Origin of the sequence: Enterobacter mori, assembly GCF_025244905.1 — a bacterium.
GTDB classification, from domain to species: Bacteria; Pseudomonadota; Gammaproteobacteria; order Enterobacterales; family Enterobacteriaceae; genus Enterobacter; species Enterobacter mori_A.
In genome coordinates, this window is the sequence record NZ_CP104285.1 from 2,412,183 (window position 1) to 2,425,638 (window position 13,456).

Annotated in this window: 10 protein-coding genes; 9 read left to right on the plus strand and 1 reads right to left on the minus strand. The window is 58.9% G+C overall.

Features of this window, described 5'->3' with window-relative positions; all coding sequences use genetic code 11:
• The first annotated feature begins 2 nt into the window (after positions 1-2).
• Genes N2K86_RS11430 through N2K86_RS11440 form a run of 3 tightly spaced genes read left to right on the plus strand, consistent with a single transcriptional unit; the run spans position 3 to position 2,884 of the window.
• Entirely contained in the window at positions 3-1,160 is a 1,158-nt protein-coding gene (locus N2K86_RS11430) for a branched-chain amino acid ABC transporter substrate-binding protein (protein WP_260658666.1), read from the plus strand.
• Positions 1,161-1,178: 18 nt separating this feature from the next.
• The gene (locus tag N2K86_RS11435; RefSeq protein ID WP_260658667.1) at positions 1,179-1,661 is read left to right on the plus strand and encodes an L-2-amino-thiazoline-4-carboxylic acid hydrolase; all 483 of its coding nucleotides are present in this window, start codon (positions 1,179-1,181) and stop codon (positions 1,659-1,661) included.
• The gene (locus tag N2K86_RS11440) at positions 1,658-2,884 is read left to right on the plus strand and encodes a Zn-dependent hydrolase (RefSeq protein ID WP_260658668.1); all 1,227 of its coding nucleotides are present in this window, start codon (positions 1,658-1,660) and stop codon (positions 2,882-2,884) included. The genes N2K86_RS11435 and N2K86_RS11440 overlap by 4 nt, the downstream gene beginning before the upstream one ends.
• A gap of 75 nt (positions 2,885-2,959) precedes the next feature.
• Here N2K86_RS11440 and N2K86_RS11445 read toward each other — a convergent pair whose 3' ends face one another.
• Complete coding sequence (locus tag N2K86_RS11445) at positions 2,960-4,447, minus strand: MFS transporter (protein ID WP_260658669.1); 1,488 nt, start codon at positions 4,445-4,447, stop codon at positions 2,960-2,962.
• 116 nt (positions 4,448-4,563) lie between these two features.
• Here N2K86_RS11445 and N2K86_RS11450 point away from each other — a divergent pair, with 116 nt between their 5' ends.
• The 6 genes from N2K86_RS11450 (at position 4,564) to narI (ending at position 13,452) form a co-directional block, all read left to right on the plus strand.
• Entirely contained in the window at positions 4,564-5,139 is a 576-nt protein-coding gene (locus N2K86_RS11450) for a TetR family transcriptional regulator (RefSeq protein ID WP_260658670.1), read from the plus strand.
• Between the two features lie 206 nt (positions 5,140-5,345).
• Complete coding sequence (locus N2K86_RS11455) at positions 5,346-6,731, plus strand: NarK family nitrate/nitrite MFS transporter (RefSeq protein ID WP_260658671.1); 1,386 nt, start codon at positions 5,346-5,348, stop codon at positions 6,729-6,731.
• A gap of 67 nt (positions 6,732-6,798) precedes the next feature.
• Positions 6,799-10,539, plus strand: coding sequence for a nitrate reductase subunit alpha (locus N2K86_RS11460; RefSeq protein ID WP_260658672.1), 3,741 nt, complete (start codon positions 6,799-6,801; stop codon positions 10,537-10,539).
• Positions 10,536-12,080: a nitrate reductase subunit beta gene (gene narH / locus N2K86_RS11465; protein WP_260658673.1), complete on the plus strand. Its 1,545-nt coding sequence runs from the start codon at positions 10,536-10,538 to the stop codon at positions 12,078-12,080. Before N2K86_RS11460 ends, narH begins: the two co-directional genes overlap by 4 nt.
• Positions 12,080-12,775 carry a nitrate reductase molybdenum cofactor assembly chaperone gene (gene narW / locus N2K86_RS11470; RefSeq protein WP_260658674.1) on the plus strand — a complete coding sequence of 232 codons (696 nt, stop codon included), beginning with the start codon at positions 12,080-12,082 and terminating at the stop codon, positions 12,773-12,775. The genes narH and narW overlap by 1 nt, the downstream gene beginning before the upstream one ends.
• On the plus strand, positions 12,772-13,452 hold the full coding sequence (narI, locus tag N2K86_RS11475) for a respiratory nitrate reductase subunit gamma (protein WP_260658675.1): 681 nt from the start codon (positions 12,772-12,774) through the stop codon (positions 13,450-13,452). Before narW ends, narI begins: the two co-directional genes overlap by 4 nt.
• The last annotated feature ends 4 nt before the right edge of the window (positions 13,453-13,456 follow it).

The window sequence follows — 13,456 nt, forward strand, 5'->3', positions numbered from 1 at the left end:
CAATGAAAACAGTAAAAATCAGTGCGCTCAGCGCCGCCATTCTGCTCAGTGGTTTTGCCTCAACGGGCGCATGGGCGGCGGATAACGAAACCGTTGTTATTGGCCTGGCAGGCCCGTTAACCGGCCCGTCTGCCCGTATCGGTAAAGATCTGGAAAACGGCGCGCAGCTGGCCATCGACGACATCAACAAACAGCACCCGACCATCGGCGGCAAAGCGGTGACCTTCAAACTGCAGTCCGAAGACGATCAGTCTGACCCGCGCACCGCCGTTGCCGTGGCGCAGCGTCTGGTGGACAGCGGCGTGGCGGGCGTGGTTGGCCACTGGAATACCGGCACCAGCATTCCGGCCGCGCGCGTTTACCACGATGCGGGCATTGCGCAGGTGGCTCCGGTAGCGACCGGTCACGCCTATACCAAACAGGGCTTTGACACCAGCTTCCGCGTAATGGGCCATGACGATGACGGCGGACAGTTTGCCGGACAGTACGCGGTCAATACGCTGAAAGCCAAACGCATTGCGGTGATCGACGACCGTACCGCCTTTGGTCAGGGCCTGGCGGACGAATTTATCAAATCGCTGGAAGCTCAGGGGGTGAAGATTGTCGACCGTCAGTACGTCGATGACAAAACCGTGGACTTCAGTGCCGTACTGACCGCCATTCGCAGCAAAAACGCCGACCTGATCTTCTTTGGCGGCGTCGACAGTCAGGCAGCACCGCTGGCGCGCCGTATCAAACAGCTGGGCATGAACGCCACCCTGATGGGCGCAGGCGGCTTCGTCAGTCAGACATTCCTCCAGCTGGCGCAGAAAGAAGGCGAAGGCGTTGTCGCCCTTGAGCCAGGTCTGCCAGTGGAACAGATGCCGGGCGGCAAAGCATTTGAGCAGGCGTATCAGTCCCGCTACCACACCCATATCGAACTCCATGCGCCGTTCGCCTATGACGCCACCCGCGTACTGGTCGCGGCGATGGAAAAAGCTGACTCTGTTGATCCTTCTGAATACCTGCCCGCCCTGCGCGCCATCAGCTACTCCGGCGTCACCGGTCAGATCGCCTTTGATAAAGAAGGCAACCTGAAATCGCCGTCCTTCACCGTTTACAAAGTCGTTGACGGCAAGTGGCAGCCGCAGACCGTGCTGGGCGGCGCGAAAGACAAGTAACCGCAGTGAGGCAATGTGATGAGTGATAATAACGAGCTGGGCATTCTCGCCCGCCGCAAAATTGAAGCAGAAATTATTAAGCCGATTTATGAAATCCTGGTGCGCGAGATAGGGAAAACCCGCGCCCAGTCGGTGATTGGCGAGGCCATTGAGCAGGCCGCAATTAACGCAGGCAAAGAATTTGCCAGCAAAGAACCGGATGGCGCAGACGTGAAAAGCTTTATCGCCCTGCAGTACCTGTGGGAGAAAGATAACGCTCTGGACGTGAAGGTGATCGACGCGGACGACCAGCAGTACAACTATAACGTGACCCGCTGCCGCTACGCCGAGATGTACCAAGAGATGGGGCTGGGTGAAATCGGTCATCTGCTCTCCTGCGCGCGTGACGAAAAATTCATCGTTGGCTATGCGCCGGACGTGAAGCTGACCCGCACTACCACCATCATGCAGGGCGGTTCGTGCTGTGATTTCCGCTACCGCAGCAGTAAGGACAAGACATGATCCGCATCAACGCCGAACGGCTGTGGACAACGCTGGAGATGATGGCGCAGATCGGCGGTACCCCCGCCGGTGGCGTTACCCGTCTGGCCCTGAGCGAGGAGGATCGCATCGCGCGTAACCTGCTGCGCGACTGGGCGCTGGAGGCAGGTTTCACCTGCGACGTCGACAGCATGGGCAATATGTTTATCCGCCGTGCGGGAAGAAACCCGGCACTTGCGCCGGTGATGACCGGCTCGCACGTCGATTCGCAACCGCTCGGCGGCAACTACGATGGTATCTACGGCGTGCTGGCCGGGCTTGAGCTGCTGCGGACGCTGAACGATAACAACGTACAAACCGAGCGTGACATTGTGCTGGTGAACTGGACCAACGAGGAAGGCGCGCGCTTTGCCCCGGCGATGCTCGCATCAGGCGTCTGGGCAGGCCAGCTTTCCGAAGATTTTGCCTACGCCCGGATGGACAGCAAGCGGGTAACGGTACGGGAGGCGCTTGAGGCGATTGGTTATCGCGGCGAAATCCCGGCCCGCGCTTTTCCGGTTCACGCCTGCTATGAACTGCACATTGAGCAGGGACCGATTCTGGAAGATGAATCCATCGATATCGGTCTGGTGCGTGCGGCTATGGGCCAGCGCTGGTTTACGATCGCACTGGACGGTTTCGCCGCGCATGCGGGCACCACGCCCATGCACAGCCGGCGCGATGCGTTAACCGCATTTGCCGAGCTGGCGCTGAAGGTTGAAGAGATTGGCTATTATCATGCTCCAGACGGTCGCGCGACGATCGGCATGGCGGAAATCACCCCGAACTCGCGCAACGTTGTGCCGTCTCGCGTCGTGTGCAGCGTGGAGTTCCGCCATCCTGAGCAGGACGCGCTGGAAGCGATGGAGGTGGCGCTGCATCAGGCCACGGAGAGCCTGGCCGCCCGCGGCGTGACGGCTAACGTCGAGCGCATTTTTGATTACGCGCCGATTGCGTTTAACGCGGAGTGTCTTGCCCGCACGGAACACGCCGTGGCGGCGCTGGGCTACTCGTCTAAACCGATGGTTTCCGGTGCCGGGCATGACACCTGCTATGTGAGCAAAATCGCCCCGGCCAGCATGATCTTTATCCCCTGCGTGAAAGGCATCAGCCATAACGAAGCGGAAAGGATCCTGCCGGAGTGGTCAGAGAAAGGGGCAAACGTGCTGTTGCACAGCGTGTTGGCTGCAGCGCTGGAAAAATAAGCCGGGTGGCGGCTTCGCCTTGCCCGGCCTGCATTTGACCGTAGGCCCGGTAAGCGCAGCGCCACCGGGCATGTTTTAAGATTTCGGCACCTTCGCCAGGCTAAACCAAATGCCTGTCGCCAGCATCAGCAGCATCGCCCCCGCGCTACCGAGCGCCACGCTGTGGGAGGTGATAAACGCCGTTTTCGCCGCCTCAATCACCGATTCCGCCAGTGACGGCGCCAGATCCTGCGCCACCTTCACCGCTTCACCAATAGAGGACGAGGCTTTATCTGCAAGCGACGGGTTCAGCCCCTGCGGCAGCTCAATCGATGCCGAGAAGCTGCGGGTTAACAGCAGGCCGAAAATCGCGATCCCCAGCCCCGCGCCCAGCTCGTAGGACATGGTTTCAATCGCCCCTGCGGCAGCCGCTTTCTCTTTCGGCGCGGCGGCCATAATCGCAGAGGTCGAGGCCAGCAGCGCGCTGGCCGCGCTAAAGCCGAGCAGAACCATCAGGGCAGACGCCAGCAGTTGCTGAGTGCTGAAATCAAGCATCGACAGGCCGATAAAACTGACCGCGCTCAGCCCCATCCCCCCAGCCGCCACAAGACGCAGACCGAGACGTCCCACCAGTACACCCGCTATCGGGCCGCTAAACCCGCTCGCTACCATAAGCGGCAGCATAAACATACCCGCCTCAAACGGCGTGAAGCCATGAACAAACTGCAGCTCCTGCGCCATCAGCAGTTCAAAGCCCACCAGCGCAATCATCGCCGTCATCGCCATCACCACGCCGCTTAAAATGATGCGGTGGCAGAACAGGCGCATGTCGATCATCGGCACGCGGGCGCGCAGCTGAATGCGCACGAAAATAAACAGCATTACCGCGCCAGTCAGCAGCGTACAGGCCACCAGCCACGGCGACAGCACGCCTTTCAACGCGGTTTTGGCGCTGTAGACCAGCAGTAAAATCGCCACGATCAGCATGATCGCATGGCTAATGTTCAACGGCTGCTCAGGCCGCCCCTGCTGCCGGGGAACAAAACGCGCCGCAAGCGTGACAACAATAAGCACGATTGGCACGTTGATCAAAAACACGGAACCCCAGTAGAAGTGTTCCAGCAACATACCGCCAATCAGCGGGCCAAATGCCGCGCCGCCGGAACCCACTGCCGCCCAGACGCCGAGCGCAATATTACGATCCCGCGCGTCGATAAACAGCGTACGGATCCCAGCAAGCGTAGCCGGAATAATCATCGCCGCACCGATGGCCAGCGACGCACGCGCCGCAATCAGCCAACCTGCCGACGGGGCAAACGCTGCCGCCAGCGACGACAGGCCAAACAGCGTGCTGCCAATCATGAGCAATCGTTTAAAACCAATGCGGTCACCCAGCGCCCCCATCGGCAGTACCATTCCCGCCATCACCAGCGAGTAAATGTCGATGATCCACAGCAATTCATTGCCGCTGGCGCCCAGCGTCATGCTCAATGTCGGCGCCGCCACGTGCAGCACCGTCGCGTCGATCGCCACCGGGATATACACCAGCACGATAATCACTAACGCTAACCACTGACGAAACATAAATTTCCTTTTCTTTTAAAACCTGAACACATGTCCAGGATGCGATCCTACGTAATGTTGAACACATGTCCAGCTTTTTGTTACACTCGTTTCATTGCCATTGAGAGTGAGTAAACATGCGATATCTGAGCAAGGATGAACGGCGTGAAGCCATCTTACAGGCCGCCATGCGCGTGGCGCTGGCTGAAGGGCTGGCGGCAATGACGGTGCGCCGCATTGCCACTGAAGCCGGTGTAGCAACCGGCCAGGTTCACCACCACTTCACCTCCGGCGGGGAGCTAAAGTCTCTGGCGTTTGTTCGCCTGATCCGCGAGTTACTGGATGCCGACGTGGCGGGCGAAGATGCGAGCTGGCGCACACGCCTGCACGCGATGCTCGGCAGCGATGACGGCAGGTTTGAGCCTTATATACGTCTGTGGCGTGAAGCACAAATTCTGGCGATCCGGGATGCCGAGATCAAAGGCGCGTATGTCCTGACCATGGAGATGTGGCACCAGGAAACCGTAGCGATTATCCGTGCCGGGGCTGATGCTAACGCCTTCACGCTGACTGACCGTGCTGAAAATATTGCCTGGCGTTTGATTGGTCTGGTGTGCGGTCTTGACGGGATGTATATCTTAAACATGCCCGAAATGGACGATGCCGCGTTTAATAAGCATCTCGATAAACTTATTTCCCTCGAATTATGTTAATACTCCTAACGGAGTATTCATCATCGCTGCTTTTACAATTAGTAACACATTAAGCGACCCCTTATTTCCTTTCTAAATTCAGGGGTTCGCTTTTTTATCTATCCTTTCAGTTGTAACCAGAACATCCAATAAACCAACCAGCACGCTTACACCTATCTAACTGTTTTCATTTGCTTTCCCTTCATTCTGTCGAGCAAGAGGATGATATGTCACAACAAAGTGAAAAGAGTAATCCGCATCTGTTGAGTAACTGGAAACCGGAAAATGTTCAGTTTTGGGAAAATAAAGGAAAACATATCGCGCGAAGAAACCTGTGGGTTTCTGTCGCGTGTTTACTGTTAGCATTTTGCGTATGGATGTTATTTAGCGCCATTGCCGTCAACCTGAATAAAGTCGGATTTAATTTCACCACCGATCAACTTTTTATGCTAACGGCATTACCTTCTCTCTCCGGCGCAATATTGCGCGTCCCCTATTCGTTTATGGTGCCAATATTTGGCGGTCGATACTGGACGGTATTGAGTACCGTCATCCTGATTATTCCCTGCGTCTGGCTCGGGATTGCCATTCAGGACACCACCACGCCTTACTGGGTCTTTATTGCGATTGCCCTGCTCTGCGGCTTTGCAGGTGCCAACTTTGCCTCCAGCATGGGCAACATCAGCTTCTTCTTCCCCAAGGCAAAACAGGGCAGCGCGCTCGGCATTAACGGCGGGCTCGGCAACCTGGGCGTCAGCGTGATGCAGCTGGTCGCGCCGCTGGTGATCTTCCTGCCGATGTTTACCTTTTTGGGCGTGCAGGGCGTACCGCAGGATGACGGTTCCACCCTGTGGCTGGCAAATGCGGCCTGGATATGGGCTCCGCTTCTGTTACTGGCCACTCTGGCGGCCTTCTTTGGGATGAACGATATTGCCAGCTCTAAGGCCTCTATTGCCAGCCAGCTCCCGGTACTCAAGCGCTTTCACCTCTGGCTGCTGAGCCTGCTCTATCTGGCGACCTTCGGCTCGTTTATCGGCTTCTCGGCGGGCTTTGCCATGCTGTCAAAAACTCAGTTTCCGGACGTCAACATCCTGCACCTCGCCTTCTTTGGCCCACTTATCGGCGCGCTGGCGCGTTCAGCGGGCGGGATGATCTCTGACAAACTGGGCGGCGTGCGGGTCACGCTGATTAACTTCGTCTTTATGGCCGTCTTTAGCGCCCTAATCTTCCTGACGCTGCCCGGCTCTGGCTCCGGCAGCTTTGTCGCGTTCTATCTGGTCTTTATGGGACTGTTCCTCACCGCCGGGCTGGGCAGCGGATCAACCTTCCAGATGATCGCGATTATTTTCCGCCAAATCACTCTCGACCGCGTCAAAAAGCAGGGCGGCACGGACGAGCAGGCGCAGCACGAAGCGGTGACGGAGACCGCCGCCGCGCTGGGCTTTATCTCCGCTATCGGCGCCGTTGGCGGGTTCTTCATTCCCAAAGCCTTTGGCACCTCGCTGGCGATGACCGGATCGCCGGTCGGCGCCATGAAGGTATTCCTCGTGTTTTACATCGTCTGCGTGCTCGTCACCTGGCTGGTGTACGGCCGCAAATCCTCACAAAAATAATAAGTACATCTTCGCCGGAGCGTAATGCAGCACCCTCCGGCCATGCTATCGAAGCAGGAGAAATGTCATGAGCAAACTGCTGGACCGCTTCCGTTACTTCAAAACAAAGGGCGACAGTTTCGCCGATGGGCACGGACAGGTGTACCATACCAACCGCGACTGGGAGGACAGCTACCGTCAGCGCTGGCAGTTCGACAAGATCGTGCGCTCCACCCACGGCGTGAACTGTACCGGCTCCTGCAGCTGGAAGATTTACGTCAAAAACGGCCTGGTGACCTGGGAAACCCAGCAGACCGACTATCCCCGCACCCGCCCTGACCTGCCCAACCACGAACCGCGCGGCTGCCCGCGTGGCGCAAGCTACTCCTGGTACCTCTACAGTGCGAACCGCCTTAAATACCCGCTGGTGCGCCGCAGGCTGATTGAGCTCTGGCGCGAGGCGCTGGCGCAGCATACCGATCCCGTGCTGGCGTGGGATGCCATTCAAAACGATCCGCAAAAGGCGCAAAGCTACCGAAAGGCGCGCGGTAAAGGCGGGTTTATCCGCTCGAACTGGAAAGAGCTAAACCAGCTGATTGCCGCCGCCAACGTCTGGACCATCAAGAACTACGGCCCGGACCGCGTGGCCGGTTTTTCCCCTATTCCGGCGATGTCGATGGTCTCTTATGCCGCCGGTACGCGCTATCTTTCCCTGCTGGGCGGCACCTGCCTGAGCTTCTACGACTGGTACTGCGATCTGCCGCCTGCCTCTCCCATGACCTGGGGCGAGCAGACCGACGTGCCGGAGTCTGCCGACTGGTACAACTCCAGCTACATCATCGCCTGGGGCTCGAACGTGCCGCAGACGCGAACCCCGGACGCCCATTTCTTCACCGAGGTGCGCTATAAAGGGACCAAAACGGTTGCCATTACGCCGGACTTCTCGGAAGTAGCGAAGCTAAGCGATCAGTGGCTGGCTCCCAAACAGGGCACCGACAGCGCCCTCGCCATGGCGATGGGCCACGTGATCCTCAAAGAGTTCCACCTCGATAACCCGAGCGATTACTTCCTCAACTACTGTCGCCGCTACACCGACATGCCGATGCTGGTTCTGCTGGACGAGCAGGCAGAGGGTCGCGTTGTACCCGGGCGGATGCTGCGCGCCTCCGACCTCGTCGACGGACTGGGGGAAGCCAATAACCCAGAGTGGAAGACCGTCGCCTTTGATATTGCCGGGAACCTGGTGGTGCCAAACGGCTCGATTGGCTTCCGCTGGGGCGAAAAAGGCAAATGGAACCTGGAGTCGCTTGCCGCAGGACAGGAAACTGAACTGACGCTTTCTTTGCTCGTTACCCACGACAGCGTTGCCGACGTCGCCTTCCCCTACTTTGGCGGCAACGAAAACCCGCATTTCCGCAGCGTGAAGCAGGAACCGGTGCTGACGCGCCGCGTGCCGAGCAAAACCCTGACGCTCGCCGACGGCAGCCAGAAACGCGTGGTCAGCGTTTACGATCTGGTACTGGCGAACTACGGTCTCGATCGCGGTCTGGAGGACAGTAACGCCGCTGACAGCTATGAGCAGATCAAGGCCTACACGCCCGCCTGGGGCGAGCAGATCACCGGCGTGCCGGCATATCTGATAGAAAAAATCGCCCGCGAGTTTGCCGATACGGCGCACAAAACGCACGGTCGCTCAATGATCATTCTGGGTGCCGGGGTGAACCACTGGTACCACATGGACATGAACTACCGCGGGATGATCAACATGCTGGTCTTCTGCGGCTGCGTCGGGCAGAGCGGCGGCGGCTGGTCGCACTATGTGGGCCAGGAGAAGCTGCGCCCGCAAACCGGCTGGCTGCCGCTGGCCTTCGCGCTGGACTGGAACCGTCCGCCTCGCCAGATGAACAGCACCTCATTCTTCTACAACCACGCCAGCCAGTGGCGCTATGAGAAGCTGACCGCGCAGGAGCTGCTCTCCCCGCTGGCGGACGCGTCGAAATTTACCGGCCACCTGATCGACTTCAACGTCCGCGCGGAACGTATGGGCTGGCTGCCGTCGGCCCCACAGCTCAACCTTAACCCGCTGCACATTAAAGCACGCGCGGAGGCGGCGGGCATGACGCCGCAGGAGTACACCGTGCAGGGGCTAAAATCCGGTGACGTGCGTTTCGCCTGCGAGCAGCCCGACAACGGTAAAAACCATCCCCGCAACCTGTTCGTCTGGCGCTCCAACCTGCTCGGCTCGTCGGGGAAAGGCCACGAATACATGCTGAAATACCTGCTCGGCACCGAGAGCGGGATTCAGGGTGAAGATTTAGGTTCAACGGACGATGTGAAGCCTGAGGAAGTGGAATGGCAGACCGCCGCCATCGAGGGCAAGCTCGACCTGCTGGTGACGCTCGATTTTCGCATGTCCAGCACCTGTCTGTTCTCCGATATCGTCCTGCCGACCGCCACCTGGTATGAAAAAGACGACATGAATACCTCGGACATGCATCCGTTTATTCACCCGCTCTCCGCCGCTGTCGACCCGGCGTGGGAATCGCGCAGCGACTGGGAGATCTACAAGGGCATCGCCAAAGTCTTCTCCGAGGTGTGCGTCGGCCATCTCGGCACCGAAACCGACGTGGTGCTACAGCCGCTCCAGCACGACTCCCCGGCGGAGCTGTCGCAGCCGTTTGATATTCAGGACTGGCGCAAAGGCGAATGCGATCTGATCCCCGGTAAAACGGCGCCGAACATCGTGGTGGTCGAGCGTAATTACCCGGAAACTTACGAACGCTTCACCTCCCTCGGGCCGCTGATGGATAAGCTCGGCAACGGCGGGAAAGGCATTTCGTGGAACACCCAGAACGAGGTGGATTTCCTCGGCAAGCTCAATTACGTCAAGCTCGACGGTCCGGCCAAAGGCCGTCCGCGCATTGAAACGGCGATAGACGCCTCCGAGGTGATCCTCGCCCTGGCGCCGGAAACCAACGGACAGGTGGCGGTTAAGGCCTGGGAGGCCCTCGGTGAACTGACCGGGCGCGACCACACCCATCTGGCGCTCAACAAAGAAGACGAGAAGATCCGCTTCCGCGATATCCAGGCGCAGCCGCGCAAAATCATCTCAAGCCCAACCTGGTCCGGTCTTGAGAGCGAACACGTCTCTTATAACGCGGGGTACACCAACGTTCACGAGCTGATCCCCTGGCGTACCCTTTCTGGCCGCCAGCAGTTGTATCAGGATCACCCGTGGATGCGCGCCTTCGGGGAGAGTCTGGTGGCCTACCGTCCGCCGATTGACACCCGCAGCGTCACGCATATGCGCGAGATCCCGCCGAACGGCTTCCCGGAAAAAGCGCTTAACTTCCTGACGCCGCACCAGAAGTGGGGTATCCATTCCACCTACAGCGAAAACCTGCTAATGCAGACCCTGTCGCGCGGCGGTCCGATTGTCTGGATCAGCGAAACCGACGCGCGCGAGCTGGACATTGAGGACAACGACTGGATCGAGGCCTTCAACGCCAACGGCGCCCTCACCGCCCGCGCGGTGGTCAGCCAGCGCGTGCCGCCGGGCATGACCATGATGTATCACGCCCAGGAGCGCATTCTGAACATTCCGGGGTCAGAGGTGACCGGACGGCGCGGCGGGATCCACAACTCGGTGACGCGCGTGTGCCCGAAACCGACGCACATGATCGGCGGCTACGCCCAGCTGGCGTACAGCTTCAACTATTACGGCACCGTCGGCTCCAACCGCGACGAGTTCATCATGATCCGCAAAATGAAAAACATTAACTGGCTGGACGGCGAAGGTCGGGATCAGGTACAGGAGGCGAAAAAATGAAAATACGCTCACAGGTTGGCATGGTTCTGAATCTCGATAAATGCATTGGCTGCCACACCTGCTCGGTCACCTGTAAGAACGTCTGGACCGGGCGTGAAGGTATGGAATATGCGTGGTTTAACAACGTCGAAACCAAGCCGGGCATCGGCTACCCGAAAAACTGGGAAGACCAGGAGGAGTGGCAAGGCGGCTGGATCCGCGGCATTCACGGCAAGCTGACCCCGCGCCTCGGCGGCAAAATGGGCGTGCTGTCGAAGATTTTCGCTAACCCCGTCCTGCCGCAGATTGACGATTACTATGAACCTTTCACTTTTGACTATCAGGACCTGCATCGTGCGCCGGAGGGGGATCACCTCCCCACCGCCCGCCCCCGCTCGCTGATTGACGGCAAGCGGATGGACAAAATCGTCTGGGGGCCAAACTGGGAGGAGCTGCTGGGCGGCGAGTTCGAGAAACGCGCCCGCGACCGCAACTTCCAGAAGATCCAGAAGGAGATGTACGGCCAGTTCGAAAACACCTTCATGATGTACCTGCCGCGCCTGTGCGAGCACTGCCTGAACCCGAGCTGCGTCGCCACCTGCCCGAGCGGTGCCATCTACAAGCGCGAAGAGGATGGCATTGTGCTGATCGACCAGGACAAATGCCGCGGCTGGCGTCTGTGCATCAGCGGCTGCCCGTACAAAAAAATCTACTTCAACTGGAAAAGCGGCAAGTCAGAGAAATGCATCTTCTGCTATCCGCGCATCGAGTCAGGCCAGCCGACCGTCTGCTCGGAAACCTGCGTCGGGCGCATCCGCTATCTCGGCGTGCTGCTGTACGATGCGGACCGTATCGAAGAGGCAGCCAGCACCGAGCATGAGACCGATCTGTACGAGCGCCAGTGCGACGTGTTCCTTGACCCGCACGATCCGGCGATCGTTGAAGAGGCCGTGAAACAGGGCATTCCGCAGAACGTGATTGACGCCGCCCAGCGTTCACCGGTCTACAAAATGGCGATGGACTGGAAGCTGGCCCTGCCGCTGCACCCGGAATACCGCACCCTGCCGATGGTCTGGTATGTGCCGCCGCTGTCACCGATTCAGTCATACGCGGACGCCGGTGGTCTGCCGCAAAGCGACGGCGTACTTCCCGCGGTCGAAAGCCTGCGCATTCCGGTTCAGTACCTGGCAAACATGCTCAGCGCGGGCGATACCGGCCCGGTGCTGCGCGCCCTGAAACGCATGATGGCGATGCGCCACTACAAACGTTCCCAGACCGTGGAAGGCGTGACCGATACCCGCGCTATTGAAGAAGTGGGCCTGACCGAAGCGCAGGTTGAGGAGATGTATCGCTATCTGGCGATTGCCAACTACGAAGATCGCTTCGTGATCCCGACCAGCCACCGCGAAATGGCGCGCGACGCCTTCCCGGAGAAAAACGGCTGCGGCTTCACCTTTGGCGACGGCTGCCACGGTTCCGACACCAAATTCAACCTTTTCAACAGCAGCCGAATTGACGCGATCAACATCACCGAGGTGCGCGAACATGGGGAGGGAGAGTAATGCAAATCCTCAAAATCATCGCGCTGCTGATTGAGTATCCCGATGAAACCCTGTGGGAAAGCCGTGACGAAGCGCTTTCGTTAATTGAGCAGGACGCGCCCACGCTGCTGCCGTTTACCCGGCAGCACCTGAACGCCCCGCTGCTGGATAAACAGGCCGAATGGTGCGAAGTATTTGAGCGCGGTCGCGCGACGTCGCTGCTGCTGTTCGAGCACGTTCACGCCGAGTCTCGCGATCGCGGCCAGGCGATGGTCGACCTGATGACTCAGTACGAGAAAGCCGGGCTTCAACTGGACTGCCGCGAGCTGCCGGACTATCTGCCGCTCTACCTGGAATACCTCAGCATCGTCAGCGATGACGAGGCGAGCGAAGGGCTGCAAAACGTCGCACCGATCCTGGCGCTGATTGGTGGACGCCTGAAGCAGCGCGGCGTGGCGCATTACCAGCTGTTTGATGCCCTGCTGACGCTGGCGGGAACGCGGCTTTCCAGCGACAGCGTGGCAAAACAGGTGTCCGGTGAAAAACGGGATGATACCCGCCAGGCGCTGGACGCCGTATGGGAAGAGGAACAGGTCAAATTTATCGAAGACAACGCCACATCGTGCGACAGCTCGCCGATGCAGCAATATCAACGACGCTTTAGCCAGGACGTCGCGCCCCAGTACGTGGACGTCAGCGCCGGAGGCACAAAATGATCCATTACCTGAACGTGTTTTTCTATGACATTTACCCCTACATCTGCGCCACCGTCTTTTTCCTCGGCAGCTGGTTGCGCTACGACTACGGGCAATATACCTGGCGCGCCTCGTCGAGCCAGATGCTCAGCAAGCGCGGGATGAACTGGGCTTCGAACCTGTTTCATATCGGCATTCTGGGGATCTTCTTCGGGCACCTGTTCGGCATGCTTACCCCGCACTGGATGTACGCCTGGTTTTTACCCGTCGCGGTGAAACAGCAGCTGGCCATGATTGCCGGTGGGGTTTGTGGCGTATTGACGCTGATTGGCGGTTCTATGCTGCTTTACCGCCGCCTGTTCAATCAGCGCGTGCGTGCCACGTCCACCACGCCGGATATCATCATCATGAGCATTTTGCTGATCCAGTGCATTCTCGGGCTGTCGACCATTCCTTTCTCAGCGCACTACCCTGACGGAAGCGAGATGATGAAGCTGGTTGGCTGGGCGCAGGGAATTGTGACGTTTAAGGGCGGCTCGTCGGAGATGCTGAGCGGCGTCGCGCCGATCTTCCGCGTGCATCTGGTGCTGGGGATGACGATCTTCCTTATCTTCCCGTTCACCCGTCTGGTGCACGTGTGGAGCGCGCCATTTGAGTATTTTACCCGTCGGTATCAGGTGGTGAGATCGCGCCGTTAGTTTT